16 protein-coding genes and 1 pseudogene are annotated in these 23265 nt (G+C 73.4%); 9 read left to right on the top strand and 8 right to left on the bottom strand.

Annotated features, from left to right (window positions below; genetic code table 11):
* Positions 1 to 68 precede the first annotated feature (68 nt).
* The gene (locus tag ACIPAE_RS32790; RefSeq protein WP_402450269.1) at positions 69 to 2999 is read right to left on the bottom strand and encodes an FAD-linked oxidase C-terminal domain-containing protein; all 2931 of its coding nucleotides are present in this window, start codon (positions 2997 to 2999) and stop codon (positions 69 to 71) included.
* Positions 3000 to 3155: 156 nt separating this feature from the next.
* Here ACIPAE_RS32790 and serC point away from each other — a divergent pair, with 156 nt between their 5' ends.
* A complete protein-coding gene (serC, locus tag ACIPAE_RS32795; protein ID WP_366409847.1) occupies positions 3156 to 4274 on the top strand; it encodes a phosphoserine transaminase in 1119 nt (372 codons plus the stop codon).
* An 87-nt stretch (positions 4275 to 4361) separates the two neighbouring features.
* On the opposite strand, the gene ACIPAE_RS32800 is transcribed toward serC, so the two are convergent.
* Entirely contained in the window at positions 4362 to 5417 is a 1056-nt protein-coding gene (locus ACIPAE_RS32800) for a hypothetical protein (protein WP_402450271.1), read from the bottom strand.
* A gap of 88 nt (positions 5418 to 5505) precedes the next feature.
* On the opposite strand from ACIPAE_RS32800, the gene ACIPAE_RS32805 reads away from it, so the two are divergent.
* Positions 5506 to 6501, top strand: coding sequence for an aldo/keto reductase (locus ACIPAE_RS32805; RefSeq protein ID WP_329368261.1), 996 nt, complete (start codon positions 5506 to 5508; stop codon positions 6499 to 6501).
* Between the two features lie 171 nt (positions 6502 to 6672).
* Here the strand turns inward: ACIPAE_RS32805 and thpR are convergent, their stop codons facing one another.
* The 3 genes and pseudogenes from thpR to ACIPAE_RS32820 all read right to left on the bottom strand — a co-directional run bounded on the left by thpR (position 6673) and on the right by ACIPAE_RS32820 (position 9366).
* Positions 6673 to 7284, bottom strand: coding sequence for an RNA 2',3'-cyclic phosphodiesterase (gene thpR, locus ACIPAE_RS32810; RefSeq protein ID WP_402450274.1), 612 nt, complete (start codon positions 7282 to 7284; stop codon positions 6673 to 6675).
* A 284-nt stretch (positions 7285 to 7568) separates the two neighbouring features.
* Positions 7569 to 8918 (bottom strand): annotated as a pseudogene (locus ACIPAE_RS32815) (MFS transporter); the annotation flags it as partial.
* Between the two features lie 70 nt (positions 8919 to 8988).
* A complete protein-coding gene (locus ACIPAE_RS32820) occupies positions 8989 to 9366 on the bottom strand; it encodes a MarR family transcriptional regulator (RefSeq protein ID WP_328474191.1) in 378 nt (125 codons plus the stop codon).
* Positions 9367 to 9583: 217 nt separating this feature from the next.
* On the opposite strand from ACIPAE_RS32820, the gene ACIPAE_RS32825 reads away from it, so the two are divergent.
* Positions 9584 to 9880: a hypothetical protein gene (locus ACIPAE_RS32825; protein WP_329368257.1), complete on the top strand. Its 297-nt coding sequence runs from the start codon at positions 9584 to 9586 to the stop codon at positions 9878 to 9880.
* Here ACIPAE_RS32825 and ACIPAE_RS32830 read toward each other — a convergent pair.
* Complete coding sequence (locus tag ACIPAE_RS32830) at positions 9850 to 11304, bottom strand: NCS2 family permease (protein ID WP_328465137.1); 1455 nt, start codon at positions 11302 to 11304, stop codon at positions 9850 to 9852. The two genes, ACIPAE_RS32825 and ACIPAE_RS32830, sit on opposite strands and share 31 nt — an antisense overlap.
* A gap of 183 nt (positions 11305 to 11487) precedes the next feature.
* On the opposite strand from ACIPAE_RS32830, the gene ACIPAE_RS32835 reads away from it, so the two are divergent.
* Together ACIPAE_RS32835 and ACIPAE_RS32840 are read left to right on the top strand one after the other, a co-directional pair.
* The gene (locus tag ACIPAE_RS32835; protein WP_366409843.1) at positions 11488 to 11826 is read left to right on the top strand and encodes a DUF2530 domain-containing protein; all 339 of its coding nucleotides are present in this window, start codon (positions 11488 to 11490) and stop codon (positions 11824 to 11826) included.
* Between the two features lie 37 nt (positions 11827 to 11863).
* Positions 11864 to 14254, top strand: a complete 2391-nt coding sequence (locus tag ACIPAE_RS32840; protein ID WP_366409842.1) for an HAD-IC family P-type ATPase — start codon at positions 11864 to 11866, stop codon at positions 14252 to 14254.
* A gap of 124 nt (positions 14255 to 14378) precedes the next feature.
* On the opposite strand, the gene ACIPAE_RS32845 is transcribed toward ACIPAE_RS32840, so the two are convergent.
* Together ACIPAE_RS32845 and ACIPAE_RS32850 are read right to left on the bottom strand one after the other, a co-directional pair.
* Positions 14379 to 17735 (bottom strand): sacsin N-terminal ATP-binding-like domain-containing protein, encoded by a 3357-nt coding sequence (locus ACIPAE_RS32845; RefSeq protein ID WP_402450279.1) that lies wholly within the window; start codon positions 17733 to 17735, stop codon positions 14379 to 14381.
* A 371-nt stretch (positions 17736 to 18106) separates the two neighbouring features.
* A complete protein-coding gene (locus ACIPAE_RS32850; RefSeq protein ID WP_329368251.1) occupies positions 18107 to 19030 on the bottom strand; it encodes a DUF3027 domain-containing protein in 924 nt (307 codons plus the stop codon).
* A 261-nt stretch (positions 19031 to 19291) separates the two neighbouring features.
* Between ACIPAE_RS32850 and ACIPAE_RS32855 the strand changes: the two genes are divergently transcribed.
* From ACIPAE_RS32855 to ACIPAE_RS32870, 4 genes are all read left to right on the top strand, one after another.
* Positions 19292 to 20668 carry an MFS transporter gene (locus tag ACIPAE_RS32855; RefSeq protein WP_402450281.1) on the top strand — a complete coding sequence of 459 codons (1377 nt, stop codon included), beginning with the start codon at positions 19292 to 19294 and terminating at the stop codon, positions 20666 to 20668.
* 223 nt (positions 20669 to 20891) lie between these two features.
* On the top strand, positions 20892 to 21383 hold the full coding sequence (locus ACIPAE_RS32860) for a hypothetical protein (protein WP_329368248.1): 492 nt from the start codon (positions 20892 to 20894) through the stop codon (positions 21381 to 21383).
* 154 nt (positions 21384 to 21537) lie between these two features.
* Positions 21538 to 22293, top strand: a complete 756-nt coding sequence (locus tag ACIPAE_RS32865) for a futalosine hydrolase (RefSeq protein ID WP_402450284.1) — start codon at positions 21538 to 21540, stop codon at positions 22291 to 22293.
* On the top strand, positions 22286 to 23200 hold the full coding sequence (locus ACIPAE_RS32870) for a 1,4-dihydroxy-6-naphthoate synthase (protein WP_329368244.1): 915 nt from the start codon (positions 22286 to 22288) through the stop codon (positions 23198 to 23200). Before ACIPAE_RS32865 ends, ACIPAE_RS32870 begins: the two co-directional genes overlap by 8 nt.
* Positions 23201 to 23265 lie beyond the last annotated feature (65 nt).

Here is a 23265-nt window from a genome sequence, read left to right on the forward strand (position 1 = left end):
CCGCCCGTCTCCGGAACGCAGTCACCCGCGCCCCCTGGGGACACCGTCGGGTCGGGGTCGGTCGGGCGTCAGCGACGGGTCTCCGGAGGCAGCGCGTCGGCGAGGAGTTCCGCGAGGTGGCGGGCCTCGACGCCGGCGAGTTGGGCGATCTGGGTGCGGCAGGAGAACCCGTCCGCGAGGACGGCGGTGCCGGGGCCGGCCGACCGGACCGCGGGCAGCAGCGCTTCCTCCGCGCAGGCCACCGAGACCTCGTAGTGGCCTTCCTCGAAGCCGAAGTTGCCGGCCAGACCGCAGCAGCCGCCGACCATGGCGCCGGTCAGTCCGGCCCGCTCGCGCAGCCTGCGGTCGGCCGCGTCACCGAGCACGGCGTGCTGGTGGCAGTGCGTCTGGCCGGTGGCGGCCCGGTCCAGCCGCGGCGGCTCCCAGTTCGGCGCGTACTCCTCCAGTGCTTCCGCGAAGGTGCGCACGGACGCGGCGAGGCGGTGGGCGCGCGGGTCGTCGGCGCCGAGGAGTTCGGGCAGGTCGGCGCGGAGCGCGGCGGCGCAGCTCGGTTCGAGGACGACCAGCGGCAGACCGGCGTCGAGGAGCGGTGCGAGCCGGTCGAGGGTGCGGCGCATGACGGCCTTGGCGCGGGTGAGCTGGCCGGTGGACACCCAGGTCAGGCCGCAGCAGACCGGCGCGTCGGGAATCCGCACCCGCAGCCCCGCGGCCCGCAGCACGCGGACCGCGGCCCGGCCGACCTCGGGCGCGAGGTGGTCGGTGAACGTGTCCGGCCACAGGACGACGGCGGGGCCCGCGGGCGTGACCCGGGTGTCCGCGGAGGGCTCGGGCCGGACGGTTCCGGCCGCTCCGCGGAGCTCGGCGGGGCCGTCGGGAGGCCCGTCGGTTAGCCCGTCCGTGTCGGACCCATGCCACCATCGAGTGAATGTCTCGGACGCGAGTTCGGGCATTTTCCGCTCGGCGGCGACTCCCGCGAGGCGCTTCGCGAGCCAGCTCGTTGACCGCGCTCTGCCAAGGAGATTGAGCGGCCCGGCAAACGGCGCGGCCCACCGCAACCACACCGGGAGCCATCCCATCGCGTAGTGCGAGCGCGGCCTCAGCCGCCCCCGGTAGTGGCGGTGCAGGAACTCCGCTTTGTACGTGGCCATGTCGACTTCGACCGGGCAGTCACTGCGACAGCCCTTGCAGGACAAGCAAAGATCGAGCGCGTCGCGCACTTCCGTGGAGCGCCAGCCGTCCTCGATCAGCTCGCCGGCGAGCATTTCGTGCAGCAGCCGGGCCCGGCCGCGCGTGGAGTGGCGCTCCTCTCCGGTCGCCCGGAATGACGGGCACATGACGTCGGAACCGCCCTCCGGAAGCGTCGCCGTACGGCATTTTCCGACGCCGACACAGCGCCGGACCGCGGCCGGAAAATCATCTCCATCACCTGTTCGCGTGAATTCCATGGCGACCCTCCGGTCATTCGAAGGGGGTAGCACCGAGAACCGCAGATTGCTGACACTTGTCGCGGGACGCACGAGCATCCCCGGATTCATCCCGGCGTCGGGGTCCCAGAGGTCCTTGAAAACTGCAAAGAGAGCGATCAACTCCGGGCCGTACATCTTCGGCAGGAACTCGGCGCGCGCCTGCCCGTCGCCGTGTTCGCCGGAGAGCGAGCCGCCGTGCGAGACGACCAGGTCCGCGGCGGCCTCGGAGAAGCGACGGAAGCGCGCGACCCCGGCCTTGTCCACCAGGTCGAAGTCGATGCGCGCGTGGACGCAGCCGTCGCCGAAGTGGCCGTAGGGCGTGCCGCGCAGCCCGTGTTCGGCCAGCAGGGCGCGGAAGTCCCGCAGATACGCGCCCAGTCGGGCCGGAGGCACCGCGCAGTCCTCCCAGCCCGGCCACGCCTCGGTGCCGTCGGGCATCCGGGTGGCGGTGCCGGCGGCGTCCTCCCTGATCCGCCACAGGGAGCGCTGCCGGACCGGGTCGGCCACCAGGGCATGACCGGTCATGCCCTCGGCCGCGCCGCACAACTCCCGCGCGTGGGCCAGCGCGTCGTCCGGGTCGTCGCCGCCGACCTCGACGAAGAGCCAGGCCCCGCCGCGCGGCAGGGTCCGGCCGGCCTCCCCGACCAGGTCTGCGGCCATCCCCTCCACCGTCAACGGGCCGTGCGGCAGCAGGAGATGCGCGGCGTCCGCGGCGGCGGACTCGTCGGGGTAGCCGAGGACGGCGAGCACACGGGCGGCCGGGGCCCGGACCAGCCGCACCGTCGCCTCGGTGAGCACCCCGAGGGTGCCCTCGCTCCCGGTGAAGGCCCGGGCCGCGTCGCGGCCGTGCTCGGGCAGCAGCCGGTCGAGGGCGTAGCCGGAGATCCGGCGGGGCAGTTGCGGGAATCCGGTACGCAGCAGCGCCAGGTGCTCGTCGGCCAGGGTCCGCAGGCCGTCGCGCAGCCGGGGCGGCGCGTCGGCGGTGAGGGCGCCGTCGAGCCGGACCCGCTCGCTCCGGTAGGTGAGCACGTCCAGTGCGCGCACGTTGTCGGCGGTGGTGCCCCAGGCCACCGAGTGCGCCCCGCAGGCGTTGTTGCCGATCATGCCGCCCAGGGTGCAGCGGCTGTGGGTGGACGGGTCGGGGCCGAAGGTGAGTCCGTGCCGGCCGGCCGCGGCCCGCAGATCGTCCAGCACCACACCCGGCTGCACGCGGGCGGTGCCCGCCTCGGGGTCCAGCGCGAGGACCCGGTTCATGTGACGGGTGAAGTCCAGCACGACGCCGGTGCCGGTGGCCTGCCCGGCGATGGAGGTGCCCCCGCCGCGCGGCACCACCGGCAGGCCGTGTTCGCGGCACACCGCCAGTGCCGCGGCCACGTCGTCGGCGTCCCGGGGCGCGACCACCGCCAACGGCACCCGGCGGTAGTTGGACGCGTCCATCGTCATCAGCGCGCGTGTACCGGCGTCGCAGGCGACCTCGCCGCGTACCGCCGCGCGCAGTGCCCGCTCGGCCCCGGGGGGCATGGCAACCGTCATGGGTCCAGCTTGCCGCGCTGCGGCCCGGCGGGGGTGCGCGGCGATCCGGCGGGGCGTAACGGCGCCCCCGTCCGCCGCTATCACAGGTGGGGGACGCACCGTCTCATCGGATGGAACGCCGGCGGCAACCCGCCCGTAACGGACTACGCTGCGGACGTGGCCGATATTGAGATCCCCGCTGACATCAAGCCCGCCGACGGACGGTTCGGGTCGGGCCCCTCCAAGGTGCGGACGCAGGCGCTCGACGCGCTGGCCGCCACCGGGACGTCCCTGCTGGGCACCTCTCACCGCCAAGCGCCGGTGAAGAACCTGGTCGGGCAGGTCCGGGACGGCGTGCGCGCGCTGTTCTCGCTCCCTGAAGGCTACGAAGTGGTGCTCGGCAACGGCGGGTCCACCGCCTTCTGGGACGTCGCCACTCACGGGCTGATCAGCGCGAAGTCGCAGCACCTGTCGTTCGGCGAGTTCTCCTCGAAGTTCGCGAAGGCGTCCCTCCAGGCGCCGTGGCTGGCGGACCCGACGGTCGTGAAGTCCGAGCCGGGCACCCACCCGGAGCCGGTGGCGGAGGCGGGCGTCGACGTGTACGCCCTGACCCACAACGAGACGTCCACGGGCGTCGCGGCGCCGATCCGCCGGGTCGCGGGCGCGGACGACGACGCGCTCGTCGTGGTGGACGCCACCTCCGGTGCGGGCGGCCTGCCGGTCGACATCACCGAGACCGACGTGTACTACTTCGCGCCGCAGAAGTCCTTCGCGGCCGACGGCGGCCTGTGGCTGGCGGTGTTCTCGCCGGCCGCCCTGGAGCGCGCCGCGTCGATCGCGGAGTCGGGACGGCACATCCCCGCGTTCTTCGACCTGCCGACCGCGATCGACAACTCGCTGAAGAACCAGACGTACAACACCCCCGCGCTGTCCACGCTGTTCCTGCTCAAGGAGCAGCTCGAGTGGATCAACGGCCAGGGCGGTCTGGACTGGGCGGTCAAGCGCACTGCCGACTCCTCCTCGCGGCTGTACGGCTGGGCGGAGAAGGCGTCGTACGCGACGCCGTTCGTGGCCGACCCGGCGCAGCGTTCCCAGGTCGTCGGCACCATCGACTTCGAGGACGGCATCGACGCCGCCGCGGTGGCGAAGGTGCTGCGGGCCAACGGCATCGTGGACACCGAGCCCTACCGCAAGCTGGGCCGCAACCAGCTGCGGATCGCGATGTTCCCGGCCGTCGAGCCGTCCGACGTCGAGGCGCTCACCGCGTGCGTCGACTACGTCATCGAGCAGCTCTGACCGCTGCGGTGACCTGCTGATCCGTCCCGGGGCCGCCGCACGGCGGGCGGCCCCGTCGGCGGGACGCCGGCGGGGTATGACGGAGGGTCAGTCCCGCCTGCGGCGCAGGCGCCCCAGCCTGCGCAGGCCGTACCCGGCGGCGGCGATCACGGCGAGCAGGACGAAACCGACCGTCCTCCCGCCGGAGTTCTCGGCCTTGTTGGCGCCGGTGCCGGCAGTGGGACGCCGCGACGGGCTGCCCCCAGGCGAGCCGGTCACGGTCGGGGAGGTGTCCGTCCGCGCGGTGGCGCCGGCGGACTGTGCGACGTCGTCGGGCAGTTCCTCGCCACCGAGCGTCGCCTTCCACACCTTGCTGTCCTTCCCCTCGCTGCCGTACAGCAGCGAGCGTCCGTCGCGGGTGAAGGTGACGGACTCGCCCTGCGGCTGTATCGGCACGGTGAGGGAGTCGATCCTGTGCGGCCGGCCGTCGGCCCAGCGGTAGACGGCGGACCAGAGGTACCCGCGCAGCACCAGGCGGCTGCCGTCCGGGGAGAAGGCGCCGTCGGTCACCCAGGGGACATCGCCGATCCGGTGGAAGACGTTCACCCCGCGGGCGCTCAGTGCGGCGGGGCCCTCGTAGAGGTGACCGCCCTTCTGGTTCTTGCTGGCGATGTAGACCCGGCCGGTGGTGGGCTGCACCATCAGTGCCTCGGCGTCGCGGGGGCCGTCCTCGTACCGGACGGTGAAGCGGGTGACGTCGACGGTCCGGCTGGTCAGGTCGCGCGGTTCGGGGAAGCGGTAGATCCACACCTCGGGCCAGGAGTTGAGGTTGTCGCCGGTGTCCGCGACGTACAGGTCGCCGTCGGGGCCCAGCGAGATCGCCTCCACGTCGCGGGCGTGGACCCCGCGCATGGTGAGGGTGGCGACGGTCTTCCCGGTGGCCGCGTCGACGCCGTAGACGTAGGGCCCGTCGCCGCTGTCGTTGTGCGTCCAGTACACCCCCGGGTGCAGCCGGCTGGCGGCGAGGCCGCTGGACTCGGTGATCCGCGGGTCGCTGATCCGGAAGGCCACCGCCGGCCCGCTGTCGGCACTCGCGGGCACGGCCCAGGCGCAGCTCAGGACGACGGCGGCACCGGCGGCGGCGGCCGGCAGGTACGTACGCATGGGCCAAGCGTGCCATCCGGTCACAGACGGTCCCGCGGCCGAGTGCCCCTCTTGATTCGAGCGCACTCCAAGAGCTTGGCTTGAGGCTATGGAGTACACACAGCTCGGACGTTCCGGCCTCAAGGTCAGCCGCCTGGTTCTCGGCACGATGAACTTCGGTCCGCAGACCGACGAGGCGGACAGCCACGCCATCATGGACTCGGCTCTCGCCGCCGGGATCAACTACTTCGACACCGCCAACGTCTACGGCTGGGGCGCGGACAAGGGCCGCACCGAGGAGATCATCGGCAGCTGGTTCGCGCAGGGCGGCGGCCGCCGGGACAAGGTCGTGCTGGCCACCAAGGTCTACGGCAACATGGCGGCCGAGGACGCCGACTGGCCCAACTACGACCGGCTCTCCGCGCTGAACATCCGCCGCGCGGTGGAGGCCAGCCTCAAGCGGCTCGGCACCGACTACATCGACATCTACCAGTTCCACCACGTGGACCGGAACACGCCGTGGGAGGAGATCTGGCAGGCGATCGACGTCCTGGTGCAGCAGGGCAAGATCCTCTACGCCGGGTCCAGCAACTTCGCCGGCTGGCACATCGCCCAGGCCAACGAAGCAGCGGCCCGGCGCAACTCGCTCGGCCTGGTCAGCGAGCAGTGCCTGTACAACCTGGCGGTGCGGGACGCGGAGATGGAGGTCATCCCCTCCGCGCAGCACTACGGCCTCGGGGTGATCCCGTGGTCGCCGCTGCACGGCGGCCTGCTCGGCGGGGCGCTGCGCAAGCAGCGCGAGGGCGGTGGGGCGCGCTCCACCGCGGGCCGCAGCGCGGACGCCCTGAAGTCGCCGCAGCAGCGCGACCAGATCCAGGCGTACGAGGACCTCTGCGACAAGCACGGCGTCGACCCCGGCGACGTGGGCCTGGCGTGGCTGCTGACCCGGCCGGGCGTGACCGGGCCGATCGTGGGTCCGCGGGTGCAGGCGCAGCTCGACTCGGCGCTGCGGGCGGTGGAGTTGGAGCTGTCGGAGGAGTTCCTGGCGTCCCTGGACGAGATCTTCCCCGGCCCCGGGCCGTCCCCGGAGTCCTTCGCCTGGTAGCCCTGAGGGCGAAGGAAGCGGGCGCGCGGGCGGCGCTCGCGGACTCGCCCCAGGAGTGTGCGTGGGCCGCCGGGGTCAGTGGACCGCGGCGGCCACGACCACCACCGCCAGCATCAGGACGAAGGCGGCGGTCATCACACGGGTACGGGTCTTGGGGTCCACGCTTCGAGGTTAGCCGTCCGTGGGAGCCGGTCCGCCGCCCGGGCCCGGGGTACGGCCGAGCGGCCAGGTGGCCACGGTGTCGTAGCGGGGCTGCTCGCCCGGTACGCCGGAGCTCGGAAGGACGCTGGCGACCAGGGCGAGGGTGCCGACGGTCCAGGGCGAGCCGCGGAAGGCGGCCAGGGCGTCCGCGAAGGGCCGCAGCGGCACCGTGGTGGAGCGCGGGACACGGGCGAGCGTCAGGTGGGCGCGGAAGGCGTGCCGCTCGGCGTCGTGGGGCACCCCGGCGCGGCGGCCCGCGGCCTGGACCGACGCGGCGAGGTGGGACAGGGCCGGCAGGTCGCCCTCGGCGCCGATCCACAGGGCGCTGCCGCCGAAGTGGCCGCCGCCGGCGAGCCGCAGGGTGAGCGGATCGTGCCGGCGGGCGGCGCGGGCGAGACGTTCGTCGAGTTCGGGACGTACGCCGTCGGGCACCTCACCGAGGAAGGCGAGGGTGAGGTGCCAGCCCCCGGCGACGGTCCACCGCAGGTCCTGGGCGCCGGGCAGGCGCCGCAGGGGTGCGAGCGCGGCGGTGAGTTCGGCCACCGCGGCGGCGGGCGGCAGGACCGCCGTGAAGAGCCTCACGCCGCGGAGGTCAGCCGGTTGCCGGACGGGCTCGGGTCCGTGCCGGGCGTGCCCTGGTCGCCGGCGCCTCGTTCGGGGGCGCCTCGTTCGGGGGCGCCTCGTTCGGGGGCGCCTCGCTCCGAGGAGCCCGGCGTCGAGGTGCTCTGCCCGGGAGAGTCTTCGGCACCGGCACCGGCACTGGCAGCGCCCGCCGGGTCGGAGCCCGCCGGGTCGGAGCCCGCCGGGTCGTCCGGCGCCGGACCCGCCGTCGCGGTGCCCGCCTCGGCCGGCACATCGGGGAGCGGTTCCCGGGGCACGAAGGCGATCAGCGGGCGGCTCTTGTCGCGGCTGGCCCGCAGGTTCACCCGCAGCCTCAGTCCACCGGCCCGGGCGAGCACCAGCCCGACACCGGCCGCGCCGGCGGCGGAGACCAGACCGCCGGACAGGAAGCCGATCCTGGCGCCGAAGGTGTCGGTGACCCAGCCCATGACCGGGCCGCCGATCGGGGTGCCGCCCACGAAGACCATCATGTACAGGCTCATCACCCGGCCGCGCATGACCGGGTCGGTGGCGAGCTGGACGGTGGCGTTCGCGGTGGTGTTGAAGGTGAGGCCGAACACGCCGATCGGCACCAGGAGGATGGCGAAGAGCCAGAAGGCCGGGGCGACCGAGGCCACCATCTCCAGCAGGCCGAAGAGCAGGGCGGCGGCGACCAGCATCCGCAGCCGGGTGCGGGTGCGGCGCGCGGCGAGCAGGGCGCCGATCAGGGAGCCGGCGGCCATCAAGGTGTTGAACAGGCCGTAGGTGCCGGCGCCCGCGTTGAACACCTTGTTGGCGAAGGCGGACAGCCAGATCGGGAAGTTGAAGCCGAAGGTGCCGATGAAGCCGACCAGCACGATCGGCCAGATCAGCTCCGGCTTGCCCGCCACGTAGCGCAGGCCCTCGCGGAGCTGGCCCTTGCCGCGGGGAGCACGTTCGATCTTGTGCAGCTCGGAGGTGCGCATCAGCAGCAGGCCGGTGAGCGGGGCGAGGAAGGACAGGCCGTTGATGAGGAAGGCCCAGCCGCTGCCCACGGCGGTGATCAGCACACCGGCGACGGCGGGGCCGACGAGGCGGGCGGCCTGGAAGTTCGCGGCGTTGAGGGAGACGGCGTTGCGGACCACGTCGGGGCCGACCATCTCCACCACGAAGGTCTGCCGGGTGGGGTTGTCGACGACGGTGACCATGCCGAGCAGGAAGGCGATGGCGTAGACGTGCCACACCTGGACGACGCCGGACAGGGTGAGGGTGGCGAGCAGCAGACCGAGCAGGCCGAGGGCGAGCTGGGTGGCCAGCAGGATCTTGCGCTTCGGGTAGCGGTCGGCGATGACGCCGCCGTACAGGCCGAACAGCAGCATCGGCAGGAACTGCAGCGCGGTGGTGATGCCCACCGCGAAGGATGAGCCGGTGATGCTCAGCACCAGCCAGTCCTGGGCGATCCGCGACATCCAGGTGCCGGTGTTGGATATCACGGCGCCGGTCGCGAAGAGCCGGTAGTTGCGGATCTTGAGGGAGCTGAAAGTGCCCGTCTTAGCGGCGGGACGGTCAGGTTCGGTTGCGGTATCTGGTCCGGCTGCCGAACTCAATCGGTACTCGCCTGCCCTTCCTTGGGTCATTCGAGCGCGGCGGGCCCTTGAGGGCACGCCGCGCAGGCGGTCACGCGCGGGTCGCGCGGTGACCTGCGGTTCACAGGTGTGCCAACTTCTCCAGGACGGGGGCGGCCTGGCGCAGGATCGCCAGCTCCTCGTCGGTGAGTCCTTCGGCCAGCTCGGAGAGCCAGGCGTTCCGCTTGTCGCGGCTCTCGGCGAGCATCGCCTCGGCCTGCGAGGTGCGGCTCACCACCACCTGGCGCCGGTCGTCGGGATGCGGCTCCCGGCGGACCAGCCCCTTGCCCTCCAGCATCGCCACGATGCGGGTCATCGACGGCGGCTGCACATGTTCCTTGCGGGCCAGCTCCCCGGGGGTGGCGGAGCCGCAGCGGGCCAGGGTGGCCAGCACCGACATCTCGGTGGGGCTCAGCGACTCGTCGACACGCTGGTGGCGCAGCCGGCGCGACAGCCGCATCACCGCGCCCCGCACTTCGCTCACCGCGGCGCGGTCGTCCTCGGACAGTTCGGTCACGGTCGTTAGCCTAGCTCATTACTTTGGCTAAGTACACCTGCGTGCGAATGATGCCCGTCACTCACGGCCCGAACCCCGCAGCTCCCGCAACTCACCCGTACGGGTGAGATTCGCGCCGAAAGCGACACGCGCGGCCGCGCTGTGCGGCGACGGTGGTCGCATGGCATCGAGAGTGCTCAGCCTCCGGATAGACGCAGAGCTGTGGGACCGGATCAATGACCATGCCGCCCGACGCGGAATGAGCGCCCAGGACTACGTGGTCCGGACGCTCATTCGCGACGACTTCGACGAACGCTTCAAGACGGCGGTCGAGGAGACCGACCGCTTCTACGCCGCCGCACCCCGGCCCGGGCAGGCACCGCCCGCCGGGCCGGGCCCCGCCGCCCGCGACCCGGCGGCACGGCGGGCCCGCTCCCAGGGCCGGCCTCAGACCAGGCCGAGCGCGGGCATCAGGTAGTAGAAGGTGAAGACCGCGGCCACCGCGTACAGCGCGATCGGCACCTCGCGCCACCGGCCGGCCACGGTGCGCAGCAGGCAGAAGGTGATGAAGCCGATGCCGATGCCGTTGGTGATGGAGTAGGTGAACGGCATCAGCACCATGGTCAGGAACGCCGGCACCGCGATGGTGAAGTCGCTCCAGTCGATCTCCCGGATCGAGCCGGACAGGATCAGGAAGCCGACGGCGACCAGCGCGGGGGTGGCGGCCTGCGCCGGCACCATCTCCGCGAGTGGCGCCAGGAAGAGCGCGAACACGAACATCAGGCCGGTCACGACGCTGGCCAGACCGGTCCTGGCGCCCTCGCCGACGCCGGCCGTCGACTCCACGAAGCAGGTGTTCGCCGAGGAGGAGGTCGCGCCGCCCGCGGCGGTGGCGATGCCGTCGATCATCAGCACCTTGCTCATGCCGGGCAGGTCGCCCTTCTTGTCCAGCAGCCCGGCCTCGTCGCTGACGCCCAGGATCGTGCCCATGGCGTCGAAGAAGCAGGACAGCAGCACCGTGAAGACGAACAGGATGCCGGTGAGCACGCCGACCTGGTGAAAGCCGCCGAAGAGGCTGACCTTGCCGACCAGGCCGAAGTCGGGGGTGGCCACCGGGTTGCCGGGCCACTTGGGGACGGTCAGTCCCCAGCTCGCGGCGGGCACGTCGGCGATCAGGTCGACCACCACCGCGAGCACCGTCATCGAGACGATCGAGATCAGGATGGCGCCGGAGACCTTGCGGATGATCAGCGACAGCGTCAGCAGGGTGCCGAGCACGAAGATCAGCACCGGCCAGCCGGTGAGGTGGCCGTTGCCGCCGAGCTGCAGCGGCACCGTGGTGTGGGCGGCGTCCGGGATGCGGGTGACGAAGCCGGAGTCGACCAGCCCGATCAGCAGGATGAACAGGCCGATGCCGATCGCGATGCCCTTGCGCAGGCCCAGCGGCACCGCGCTCATCACCCGTTCCCGCAGGCCGGTCGCCACCAGCAGCATGATCGCCAGGCCGGCCAGGACCACCATGCCCATCGCGTCGGCCCAGCTCATCCGGGGCGCGAGCTGAAGGGCGACCACCGTGTTGACGCCGAGACCGGCGGCGAGCGCGACCGGCACGTTGCCGATCACGCCCATCAGCAGGGTGGTGAAGGCCGCGGTCACCGCGGTGGCGGTGACGAGCTGCCCGCCCTGGAGGTGGTGGTGGAACTTGTCGGTGCCCGAGCCCAGGATGATCGGGTTCAACACGATGATGTACGCCATCGCGAAGAACGTGGCCAGCCCGCCGCGGATCTCCCGGGGGATGGAGGAGCCACGCTCGGAGATGCGGAAGTAGCGGTCCAGGCCGGTGGCGGGCGGGGTACCGATGGGCGGGCGCGCGTCGACCGGAGCGGGGGCCGTGGGGGACATGCGGGTCCTCAGGGTGCTTTTATCGCCACGAATTGGGCGATCGTACGAGTGTTTTCGGTCAACCAGTGACCGTTTCAGTATGAACAAACAGGAAACCGGACGCTATCTCCGCGCGTAGAAGCCCATGGACTCGGGCCGACCCCGCCCGTCCCCGCCCCCTGCCGGGCCGCATACGATGACCCCATGAGCAAGGAGCGGACCCCTCTGCGCGAGGCCCCCGAGCCCCTGGAGGCCAACGACGTCGCGACGATCACGGTGGGCGTGATCGTCTGGTTCGTGCTCTTCTTCGTGCAGCTGCCCTTCTACGGCTGGTACTCCGACCACGGGCACACCTGGTTCATCTGGACCTGCCTGGCCGGCGGCGCCTGCGGGCTGCTGGGCCTGATGTACGTACGGGCCCGGCGCGACGCCATCGCCAGGGCGCGGGCCGCGGGCCCCGGTGCCCCCGCCTCCCCCGACGCCTCCGGCCAGGCCCCGGCCGCATCGGACACCACCGACCCGGAGAAGCCGCAACACGGGTGAACGGGTGGAAGCCGGGCCCGCCACGTACCGTCGAGCCATGACGGAACGTACGGACCCCGGCATCGCACCCGCCCGCGAGCCCGGGCTGAGCAGCGCCGAGGTGGCGCGGCGGGTGGAGCGGGGCGAGGTCAACGACGTTCCGGTGCGTTCGTCCAGGTCGGTCAGCGAGATCGTCAGGGCCAACGTCTTCACCCGGTTCAACGCGATCATCGGCGGGCTCTTCCTGGTGATCCTGGTGGTCGGGCCGATCCAGGACGGCCTGTTCGGATTCGTGATCGTGGCGAACACCGCGATCGGCATCTTCCAGGAGCTGCGCGCCAAGCACACCCTCGACAGCCTCGCGGTGATCGGCGAGGCCAAGCCGATGGTGCGCAGGGACGGCACGGCCGCGGAGATCGGCACCTCGCAGATCGTGCTCGGCGACCTGATCGAGTTGAGCCCCGGCGACAAGGTCGTGGTGGACGGCCGGCTCGCTGAGGCGGACGGCCTGGAGATCGACGAGTCACTGCTGACCGGCGAGGCCGACCCGGTGCTCAAGCACGCCGGCGACGAGGTGCGGTCCGGCAGCTTCGTGGTCGCCGGCGGCGGGGCCTTCACCGCCACCAAGGTCGGCCGGGAGGCGTACGCGGCGCAACTGGCGGACGAGGCGTCCCGCTTCACCCTCGTCAACTCCGAACTGCGCAACGGCATCAGCCGCATCCTCAAGTGGGTGACCTGGATGATGGCGCCGACCGCGATCGGCCTGATCATCAGCCAGTTCACGGTGGAGGACCACAACTGGCGCGAGGCGGTGCGCCGTACGGTCGGCGGCATCACCCCGATGGTGCCCGAGGGCCTGGTGCTGCTCACCTCGGTGGCGTTCGCGATCGGCGTGGTCCGGCTGGGCCGACGCCAGTGCCTGGTGCAGGAGTTGCCCGCGATCGAGGGCCTGGCCCGGGTGGACGTGGTCTGCCTGGACAAGACCGGCACCCTCACCGAGGGCGGCATGGACGTCACCGAGCTGCGGATGCTCGACGGCGCCGACGAGGAGCACACCGGCCGGGTGCTGGCCGCCCTCGGCCGGTCCGACCCGCACCCCAACGCCAGCCTCCAGGCGATCATCGACGCCTACCCGCCGGAGTCCGCCGAGGACTGGCGGGGCACCGGCACCCTGCCGTTCAGTTCGGCCCGCAAGTACAGCGGCGCCGCCTTCACCGAGCCCGACGGCACCACCAGCCGCTGGCTGCTCGGCGCGCCCGACGTGCTGCTGCCCGAGGGGCACGAGGCACTGGCCGAGGTGGACCGGCTGAACGACGAGGGACTGCGGGTGCTGCTGCTGTCCCGCACCGACCGGGAGCTGGACGACCCGCTCGCCGCACAGGCGGTCGTCCCGACGGCCCTGGTGGTCCTGGAGCAGCGGCTGCGGCCCGACGCGGCCGACACCCTGCGGTACTTCGCCGAGCAGGACGTGCACGCCAAGGTGATCTCCGGCGACAACGCGGTGTCGGTCGGCGCGGTCGCCGCGAAGCTCGGGCTGCCCGGCGCCCAGCGGCCGGTCGACGCCCGGCGGCTGCCGGCCGGCCGGGAGGAGATGGCCCAGGTGCTGGACGAGGGCGCCGTCTTCGGCCGGGTCACCCCGCAGCAGAAGCGGGACATGGTCGGCGCGCTGCAGTCCCGCGGGCACAACGTGGCGATGACCGGCGACGGCGTCAACGACGTGCTCGCCCTCAAGGACGCGGACATCGGCGTCTCGATGGGCTCCGGGTCCGAGGCCACCCGCGCGGTCGCCCAGATCGTGCTGCTCGACAACAGCTTCTCCACGCTGCCCTACGTGGTCGCGGAGGGGCGGCGGGTGATCGGCAACATCACCCGGGTCGCCACGCTGTTCCTCACCAAGACGGTGTTCTCGGTGCTGCTGGCGCTGCTGGTGGTGTTCTGGCAGATCCCGTACCCGTTCCTGCCGCGGCACCTGACGCTGCTGTCCACGCTGACCATCGGGGTGCCGGCGTTCTTCCTGGCGCTCGCGCCGAACAAGGAGCGGGCCCGGCCGAACTTCGTCCGCCGGGTGATGCGCTACGCCACCCCGGCCGGCGTGATCTGCGGCCTCACGGCCTTCGCCACGTACCTGTTCGCCCGCCACCACTACTCCGGCGCCGGCGCGTTGGACGCGCAGACCAGCGCGGCGACGCTGACGCTGTTCCTGATGGAGGTGTGGGTGCTGGCGATCGTCGCCCGGCCCTACACCTGGTGGCGGGTCGCGCTGGTGTTCGCGATGGTGCTGGGCTTCCTGGTGGTGCTGGTCGTGCCGTGGCTGCAGCGGTTCTTCGCGCTGAAGCTCATCGGCGACGAGGTGCCGTGGTCGGCGGTCGGCATCGCCGCGGCCGGCGGGGTGGTGCTGGAGTTCTGCTGGGCGTGGGTCCGCCGCCGGGACACCCGCGCCCAAGCCTGAACACCCGCCTGAACACCCGTACGGCGCCGGGGCCGTACGGGTCGGCGCCGTCACGGACGTACGGGTCGCGGCGCCGTCACGAAAGCACGGGCGTCGGCGGCCGTGCGGCGGTGGCGGCGACGGCCTAGTCGAACCAGCGGGCCCGGGCCAGTTCCTCGGTACGGGTCGGGTCCTCCAGCAGCGCGGCCAGCTCGAAGCGGCGCTCCCAGTGGCCCGCCGCCCAGGCCAGCCCGGCCGCGACACCTTCCACGGTGGCGCCGTGCAGCACCCCGTCCACCCAGCGCCAGTCGACCTCGACGTCGCCGGTGAGCAGCAGCTCCTCGTGCTCGACGTAGCCGGTCGGAGCGCCGGGCAGCAGGTCGTGCACGGCGGGCAGGACGTCGTGCGGCTCGCCGTCCGAGATCACCGCCGCCTCGACCGCCTCGCTCAGCCGGCGGACCTGGAACAGCTCGGCCAACTCGGCGGCCAGCCGCGGCGGTACGGGCAGCAGCGGCAGCCCGCCGGCCAGCGGCAGCAGGTCGGGCGCGTCGGCGACGAGCGCGTCGGCGGCGTCCACCACCACGACCTCGCCGTCCCGCACCGCCCGCAACTCATCCGGCAGGGTGACCTGTTCGGGATCGAGCTCGGCCAACGCGGCATAAAGGCCGTGGAGTTGGGCCGCGGTGACGGGGCGGTCGGGGTCGGCGAGGCGGGTGAGCAGCTCGGCGCCGCCACCCGGTTCGGCGAGCAGCGCGTCGACCGTGGTGCGCACGCCGAGCGCGCGCAGCACCTGCGCGTCCACGGCCGTGTCGGTCTCGGCCTCGTCGTAGAGCCCGGCCAGCAGCCGGTCGCCGCCGGCGGCGCGCAGGCCGACCGGGCGCCGCCCGCCCAGCACCGGGTGATCGCGCAACCACCAGGCCGCGTAAGGCCGTACGGACTCGGTGGTGCCGTCCGGCAGCAGGACCCGGACCTGCGCCGTCACCGCGTCGCGCAGCGGCGGCCGGGAGAGCAGCGCGAGCGCCTGCGGCCAGGCGTCGTCGTCCACCAGGTCGAGGTCGCGGACTCCGATCACCTCGGTGGCGACCGGTGGCACGTCGGCCTCCGGAAGCTGGTCGAGGACGTCCTCGCACCACACGTCGACGGCGTCGAGCAGCCCGACGTCGTCGGGTTCCGCCCAGTCGGTGTCACGCGGGTCGAGGTCGTCGGGGTCGAGCACCACGTCCTCGGCGCGGACCAGCGCGAAGGTGGCGAGCACGCCCACCGCGGTGAGCGGCTGTTCGCCCCAGCGGTCGGCCAGGTCGGCGTCCACGGCGGCGAGTTCGCCTTCGCGCAGCACGGACTCCAGCGGGCTGCCGGGCAGCACCAGCTCGCCCGCGGGGGCCAGTTCGCCGTCCTCGTCGGGCAGCGCGAGCCCGGCCAGCCACGGCTCGTCACCGGGCGAGAGGCCCGCGTCCCGGGCCAGTGCGAGCACCGCGTCGGCCAACTCCTCCGCGTCCAGGCCCGTTTCGTCGTCCCAGGCGACCCGGTCGTCGTCGAGGGAGGCGGCCACCGCGGCCCGTACCTGCGGGCTGGTCAGGATGGCGCGCGGCGTGGCGGGGGCGGCGCCCAGCTTCTCCAGCAGCGGGTGGGCGGCGTCCGCGTGGGCGACCCGCAGGCCGAGCCGGGCGAGCACCGCCGGGTCCACACCGCCGGCGCGCTCGCCGGCGCCGGCACCGGAACCCGAACCGTAGCCGGAGCCGGAGCCGGAACCGGAACCGGAGCCGGAACCGGAGCCGTCGAAGTCGCCCACGCCGTAAGCGTCTTCGCCCCGGCCCGAACCGCCGGCGGCGTCCTCGTCGCCGCCACCGGGCACCGGCAGCAGCACCTGACGCGGGCCGACCACCGTACGGCCGTCGGCGAGCGGGACGGGCAGGCCGCTGAGCACGTCGGGGTCGGTGCCGGCGAGGGCGTCGTAGAGCCGCCACCACCAGTCGGCGGGGCGTTCGGCACCCGCCAGCCGGTCCACCACGTCGGCGAGCGAGAGCCGGGAGACGCCCAACTGGCGCAGTGCGGGACGTCGTTCGAGACTCGCGGGCAGTAGCGTGGGCAGTACCTCGGCGAGTACCCGGACCGCCTCGGCGGTGGCGCCCTCCACGATCTCGGCCTCCACCGGCCGCAGCGCGTGCCCCTCCCCCGCGAGCCGGCCGCCGTCGTCCCAGGCGTCCGGGTCCGGCGCGGGGCCGCCCGCCTCGGGCGCGGCCGCACCGGCCTCCACGGCGCGCGGCAGGAACGGGGTCCGCGGCAGCGCGTCCAGGACCCGGCGGCGCAGTTCGGCGTCCAGGCCGCCCTTGCCGAGCGGTCCGGGCACCAGGTCCACCACGCCGGCGCCGGTCGGCCGCCACCCCGCGAGCAGCCGGACATACGCCTCCGCGGCGCGGTCCAGCAGGAAGTCGGTGAGCGGGCCGGGCGCGGTGTGCCGCCGAGTCGGGTCGAGCGGGAAGGTGGCCAGCAGCAGCGCGGGCAGGCCGAGCGGCTCGTCGGTCGGGGTGGGGGCGTGCACGACGCCCGCGGTACGCGGCGCGGCCGGGGCGCCCTCGGGGTCCACCGGCACCGCCCACGTCACCGACCAGACCGGGCGCAGGCGTTCCTCCACCGGGCGGTCCGCGAGCAGTTCGGGGGTCAGCTCGCCGCCACTCGCGTCGACCCGCCAGCGGGCGGGCGCGTCGCGGGAGCTGTCCTCGATCAGCACGTCACCGCCGTCGAGTTGACGCCGGGTCAACGTCCGTACGCCCGACGGCGTGTCGATGACGACCTCGGCCAGACCGGGCAGCGCGAGCAGCAACGCGTCGTCCACGGCGGCGAGCAGACGGTTCGTCAGATCCTCGGCGGAGCCGTCCCGCAGCGGCAGCACCACCACGGTGTCGTACGGGTCCGGGGCGCTGCCCTCGGCGGGGAACGGCAGCCGCAGCAGCGGGACATGGCCGTCGCGGCGGCGCAACTCCTCGACCAGGTCGGGGATGTCGGCGGTGAGCGCGCGGGCCTCGCCGAGCGACCAGCGCACTCCGCCGCTGCGGCTGAGCACGGCGGGCTCGTCGCTGACCGCGAGGACCGCGGCGAAGCCGATACCGAAGCGGCCGACGACCGCCTCCGCGGCGTCGTCCCGCTTGGCGGAGGCGCGCAGCGTGGACAGCGACTCGACGGCGGCCGGGTCCAGCGGGGCGCCGGTGTTGGCGGCGGCGAGGCAGGCGAAGGAGGAACCGGTGCCGTCGGCGGCGCCGGGGTCGGCGTCGTGCAGGGTGAGCCGGAGCCGTCCGGGGACGCCGGCGCGGGTCGCGGCATCAGCGGCGTTCTGGGCGAGTTCCACGATCAGCCGGTCGCGGTGACCGCCGAGCGCGAGGTCCTCCTCGGCGTTGGCGTCCTCGCGGAACCGCGCGGCGGACGCGGACCACGCGGTCAGCACGGCCTGGCGCAGGGAAGCGGTACGGAAGGGGTCCGGCTGGCCTTCCGGGGTCGTGCGGATCACGCCTGGGCGGGTCACTTGGACCTTTCGTCATGCACTGTGCGCTTCGGGTTCCGGCCGCTCCGGGCCCCTTTCAGCCCGACCGTACTCCACTGCGTCCCATGGGTGCTCCGACCCCCTGAAGTGGTCGGTTCTGTCCACCAGGGCCCGAACGGTCCGTTCCGGTCCGCCCGAGCCGTCCGTCCGCCAGGGCTTCCCCGGGGCCGCGCCTGGGGCAGTGCGCGGGCAGCACTCAGGACCGCGCTCAAGACCGCGCTCGGGACCGCGCTCAGGACCGCGCCTGAGGGTCTCCCCCACGCGTCCCTACGCCGCCCCGTCCGCCGTCGCCGGCTCGGCCCGCTCCGCGGCGGGCAGGGCCCCTCAGGCAGTGCCCCTCAGGGGGTCTCGTCGTCGTCGAGGTCGTCGAGGACCATGGGCGCGGGCTCGGGCGTCTTGGGCATCACGGCGGCCTCGGAGTGGCCGCCGCAGCCGTACGCGAGGGAGACGAGGTTGCCGTCGGCCGGGGAGTACTCGTTCGCGCAGATGCCGAACGCCTGCCCGAGGGAGCCGCCGATCGGCACGAGGAAGCCGCAGCTCACGCAGTTCGCGGGCGCGGCCTGGGCCATCGCCGTCTTCGGGCCGAACTGCTCCTCCCAGCGGTCGGCGGCGGTGTGCAGGCCGTACCGGGACAGCACCCGGGGCCGGCCGAGGCCGAGCTGGCGCGCGACCGAGCGGATCTCGGCGATGCTCGGAACCCCGGTGACCACGTCACCGGCCGTCGACGCTCCGGACCCCGGCGCGGTCACTCCGGCCGCTCCGGCCCCACCGGACGCTTCGCCCTCGGCGGCCCCACCGGCATCCCCGGCCTCCGCCGCCTCGACGGCCTCCTCGATCTCCACGGCCCCCGCGACATCCGCCGCTGCCGACACCGCCGCGGCGCCGTCCCCGGTCCATCCCGGTTCGAGCCGCAGGTCGTCCGCCTCGGTGGGCAGCAGGTCGCCCGGGCCCATGTCGCCCGGCCGCAGCCGTTCGCTCCAGGGCACCCACTCGGGTGCCAGTACGGAGTCCGGACCGGGCAGCAGCACCGTTTCGTCGATCGTCACCGCCTTCGCCCGGGACGCCCTGGTGAGGGTGGTCGCCCACCGCCAGCCCCGGTAGGCGGGCTCGGTGCAGGCGAACAGATGGGTGACCACGCGGTCGCCCTCGGCGACGACGCCGAGGTGCTCGCCGACCGATGCCGCGCCCACCGCCTCCCTCGTCACGGCCAGCGCGACATCGACCGCCTCGGCGCACAGGCGATCAGGGGTACGGCTTCGCATCGCAGGACTCACAGAAATCGTTTCTCTCTCTACGCCGTCTCACGTGTGCGCTCGCGGGCGGGCGGACCCGAGGCGCGATGAACCTCGGCGGAGCGGACCGACGGACCGCTTCAACGCCTGAGTTCACCGCTTCCCCGGCCCTGCCCGAGCGTCATCGGGCGCACCTGTTGTCACCCATTCTGCGCGATCGCACGCTACCGGTGCGCACCATGCGCGCAAAGGAGGGGGTGCGCCGTCTTCCAATTGGGGCAGGATTGCGTCGTGGCACGAACCGTGACCGCGGGCCCAGGGCCCGCACGCAGGGCCGGGCGCGCCCTCGCGAGCGGCGTGGGGCGGTCGGCGGGAGCGCTGCGCCGTCGTATCCGGCGCACGACACACGCGGGCGGTGCGGGCGAGTCGGGCCTGGCGAAACTGATCGAGTTGCACGCGGTCAACTCGGCCGGCGACATGATGATCACCGTCGCGCTCGCCAGCACCGTGTTCTTCTCGGTCCCCAGCGGCGAGGCCCGCAACCGCGTGGGGCTCTACCTGCTGATCACGATGGCGCCGTTCGCCCTGCTCGCGCCGGTGGTCGGCCCGCTGCTGGACCGCCTTCAGCACGGCCGCCGGGCCGCGATGGCGATGTCCATGGTGGCCCGCGCGGTGCTCGCCTGGATGATGGCCGGGATGGTCTCGCACGCCGGCCTCGGGCTGTATCCGGCGGCGCTGGGCAGCCTGGTCGGCTCCAAGGCGTACGGCGTGGTGCGCAGCGCGGTGGTGCCGCGGCTGCTGCCGGATCGCACCACCCTGGTCAAGGCGAATTCCCGGGTCACCCTCTCGGGTCTGCTGGCCACCACGGTGGCGGCCCCGGTCGGCGCGGGGTTGCACAAGATCGGCCCGCAGTGGCCGCTGTACGGGGCCTTCGCGATCTTCATGTGCGGCGCGGTGCTGTGCATGGCGCTGCCGAACAAGGTGGACTCCGCCCGCGGCGAGCGCAGGGCCAGGCTGACCGCCGACGAGGAGGCGCCGGCGGAGCCGTCCGGCGTCCCGGGCCGCAAGCCGGGTCTGCTGGGTGTCGGTTCGTCGGTGCTGCACGCGTTGCAGGGCAACTGCGGGCTGCGCGCGCTGTCCGGCTTCCTGACGATGTTCCTGGCGTTCATGCTGCGCGAGCATCCGATCGGCGGGCTGTCGCCGGAGCTGTCGCTGGGGGTGGCCGTTGTCGCGGCCGGCGCGGGCAACGCGCTGGGCACCGCGCTGGGCGCCTGGCTCAAGGCCCGCGGCCCCGAGGTGATCATCGCGACGGCACTGGTGTGCGCGCTGTCGGTGGCGTCCGTGGCGGCGGGCTGGTTCGGCCTGATCACGGTGGCCGCGGTGACCGCGGTCGCGGGCATCGCGCAGGCGCTGTCGAAGCTGTCGCTGGACGCGCTGATCCAGCGCGACGTGCCCGAGGCGGTCCGTACGTCGGCCTTCGCCCGCTCCGAGACGGTGCTCCAGCTGTCCTGGGTGGTCGGCGGCGGCATCGGCATCGTGCTGCCGCTGAACGGCTCGCTGGGCATGGCGACGGCGGCCTGCCTGGTGCTGACGGCGTTCCTGGTCGCGGTGCGCGGGCTGCTGGGCGCCGCCCGGCGCGGCTCGTCGACCAAGGCCCGCGTCGCCTGACGGCACGGCTCGCCGACGAAGGCCCCCGTCGCTGAGGGCGCGGCTCGTCCATGAAGGCCCGCGTCGCCTGAGAGCACGGCTCGCCGACCAAGGCCCGCGTCGCCTGAGGGCGCCCCGTCCGCACAACTCCCGGCGGCCGCCCGGCCCGCGCCACCGGCCCGATCTCGGGGGACACGGCCTACCCGCGCGCGGAGTGGAGGCGACCGCCCGGTAGCCTCCTGCCATGAGCATTCGCCGCGCCGCCACCGCCCTCGGTGCCATCTCCCTCGGGTTGATCTCCCTCACCGCCTGCACGAAGCCGACCGCCGAGGCGACGGTGACCGTGGGCAGCAAGTCAGTGATGGCGTCGGCGAGCAAGGCCTGCTACGCCAAGGGCGCGCTGCTGCCGCAGGCGATCTTCGCCAAGTGCCTCCAGGCGAAGCCGACCCACCACATCACCGTCCCGGTCGGCGACCAGGTACGGATCGGCGTGGACCCCTCGATCGGCGACAAGGGCTGGCTGATCGTGCAGAACACCTCGCTCGCCAACGACGAGGTGCTCAAGAACAAGACCTACTTCACGGTGGACAGCGCGGAGCTGTTCCACGTGCAGGACCCGCAGACCGGCCAGACCACCCCGGTGGACAGCGTGACGCTGAACATCGTGGAGTCCGCGGACACCAGCGGCGCCAAGGTCACCCGGGTGATCTCCTTCGAGCTGCGGCGCGACCACTGAGCGACCACTGAGCGACCACTGAACGCCGGCTGAGCGGCAACCGAGCGACGGCTGAGGCCCGCTGCCCAGCCACCGCTGAGCGGCAAGTGAACGACGGCTGAGCGACGGTCGGCCGCGCCCCGGTCCGTCGCCGTACGGATGGGCGGTTGAACGGATGAGCGGTACGACAGCCCCCGCGAACCGCCTGCTGGTGGTGACCGCGGTGGCCGCCGAGCGCGACGCGGCAGCCGCGGGCCTGGCCGCGGTCCTCCCCCCGGGCGCCGTGACCACGGGCGCCCCCGACCCCGCCACCGCCCCTGACTCCGGGCCCGCGCCCGCACTCCGCGCCACCGTCCTGGCCGGCGGCGTCGGCCCCGGCGCCGCTGCCGCCGCCACCGCGACCGCGCTGGCCCGCGCGGAGGCGGCCGGGCAGCCGTACGACCTGGTGCTCAGCGCGGGCATCGCCGGCGGCTTCGCGCCCACCGCACCGGTCGGCTCGGTGGCCGTGGCGAGCGCGATCACGGCGGCGGACCTCGGCGCGCAGACGCCCGACGGCTTCGTGCCGGTCGCCGAGTTGGGCTTCGGCACCTCCCGCCACCTCCCGCCACCGGAGCTGAGCCGGGCGGTGGCCGACGGCCTCGCGGCGGCGTACGGGCCGGTGCTGACGGTGTCCACGGTGACCGGCAGCGCCGAGCGGGCGGCCGAACTGGCGGGCCGTCACCCGGGCGCGGTGGCGGAGGCGATGGAGGGTTTCGGAGTGGCCGAGGCGGCCGCGGCGGCGGGCCTGCCGGTGCTGGAGATCCGTACGGTGTCCAACGCCGTCGGTCCCCGCGACCGGGCCGCCTGGCGGATCGGGGAGGCGCTGGCGGCCCTGACGGCCGCGTTCGGGAAGCTGCCGGCCGTACTGGGAGTTGAGGCACATCATGGGTGACGAGCAGAAGACAGAACAGCAGCGGCCGGATCAGCGGGCCGGACAGGACGGGTCGGCCGAACGGGAGTCGGCGTTGCGCATCGCGTACTCCCCGTGCCCGAACGACACCTTCGTCTTCCACGCCTGGGCGCACGGCCTGGTCGAACAGGCCCCGCCGCTGGACGTGTCGTTCGCCGACATCGACATCACCAACGGCATGGCGGAGCGCGGCGAGTTCGACATCCTGAAGGTGTCGTACGCGGTGCTGCCGTGGGTGCTGGAGGAGTACGCGCTGCTGCCCTGCGGCGGGGCGCTCGGCCGGGGGTGCGGGCCGCTGGTGCTGACGAAGGAGGCCGGCACCGACCTGGCGGGGAAGACGGTCGCGGTGCCGAGCGAGCGGTCGACGGCGTACCTGCTCTTCCGGCTGTGGGCGGCGGCCGAGGTGAGCGGCGGCGTCGGGAAGATCGTGGTGCTGCCGTTCCACGAGATCATGCCCGCGGTGCGGGACGGCCGGGTGGACGCGGGCCTGGTGATCCACGAGGCGCGCTTCACGTACCAGAACTACGGCCTGCACAAGCTCGCGGACATGGGCGAGCACTGGGAGGCCACCACCGGGCTGCCGATCCCGCTGGGCGCGATCATCGCCAAGCGGTCGCTGGGCGGCGAGCGGCTGCGCGCGCTGGCAGATGCGGCGCGGGCGTCGGTGCGGCGCGCCTGGGACGAGCCCGAGCTGTCCCGGGAGTACGTCCTCGCGCACTCCCAGGAGATGGACCCCGCGGTCGCCGACCAGCACATCGCGCTGTACGTCAACGAGTTCACCGCCGACCTCGGCGAGGACGGCTACGCGGCGGTGCGCGGGTTGCTCACCCGGGCCGCGGCCGAGGGTCTGGTGCCGCCGCTGCCGGCCGGCGCGCTGGCTTTCGGATAACCGGCGGATTTGTGACGGATGTGACCTGAATTACCGCACCGGGCTTTACCGGAATCCACGGTTCC

The organism is Streptomyces sp. NPDC087270 (genome assembly GCF_044744625.1).
GTDB lineage: Bacteria > Actinomycetota > Actinomycetes > Streptomycetales > Streptomycetaceae > Actinacidiphila.

What these genes read in the sequence shown, in the direction of transcription:
- ACIPAE_RS32790 (WP_402450269.1), bottom strand. Translation starts at nt 2,999, where the DNA reads ATGACGGTTGCCATGCCCCCCGGGGCCGAGCGGGCACTGCGCGCGGCG.
- ACIPAE_RS32800 (WP_402450271.1), bottom strand. Translation starts at nt 5,417, where the DNA reads ATGCGTACGTACCTGCCGGCCGCCGCCGCCGGTGCCGCCGTCGTCCTG.
- ACIPAE_RS32805 (WP_329368261.1), top strand. Translation starts at nt 5,506, where the DNA reads ATGGAGTACACACAGCTCGGACGTTCCGGCCTCAAGGTCAGCCGCCTG.
- ACIPAE_RS32820 (WP_328474191.1), bottom strand. Translation starts at nt 9,366, where the DNA reads ATGCGGCTGTCGCGCCGGCTGCGCCACCAGCGTGTCGACGAGTCGCTG.
- ACIPAE_RS32825 (WP_329368257.1), top strand. Translation starts at nt 9,584, where the DNA reads ATGGCATCGAGAGTGCTCAGCCTCCGGATAGACGCAGAGCTGTGGGAC.
- ACIPAE_RS32830 (WP_328465137.1), bottom strand. Translation starts at nt 11,304, where the DNA reads ATGTCCCCCACGGCCCCCGCTCCGGTCGACGCGCGCCCGCCCATCGGT.
- ACIPAE_RS32835 (WP_366409843.1), top strand. Translation starts at nt 11,488, where the DNA reads ATGAGCAAGGAGCGGACCCCTCTGCGCGAGGCCCCCGAGCCCCTGGAG.
- ACIPAE_RS32840 (WP_366409842.1), top strand. Translation starts at nt 11,864, where the DNA reads ATGACGGAACGTACGGACCCCGGCATCGCACCCGCCCGCGAGCCCGGG.
- ACIPAE_RS32850 (WP_329368251.1), bottom strand. Translation starts at nt 19,030, where the DNA reads ATGCGAAGCCGTACCCCTGATCGCCTGTGCGCCGAGGCGGTCGATGTC.
- ACIPAE_RS32860 (WP_329368248.1), top strand. Translation starts at nt 20,892, where the DNA reads ATGAGCATTCGCCGCGCCGCCACCGCCCTCGGTGCCATCTCCCTCGGG.
- ACIPAE_RS32865 (WP_402450284.1), top strand. Translation starts at nt 21,538, where the DNA reads ATGAGCGGTACGACAGCCCCCGCGAACCGCCTGCTGGTGGTGACCGCG.
- ACIPAE_RS32870 (WP_329368244.1), top strand. Translation starts at nt 22,286, where the DNA reads ATGGGTGACGAGCAGAAGACAGAACAGCAGCGGCCGGATCAGCGGGCC.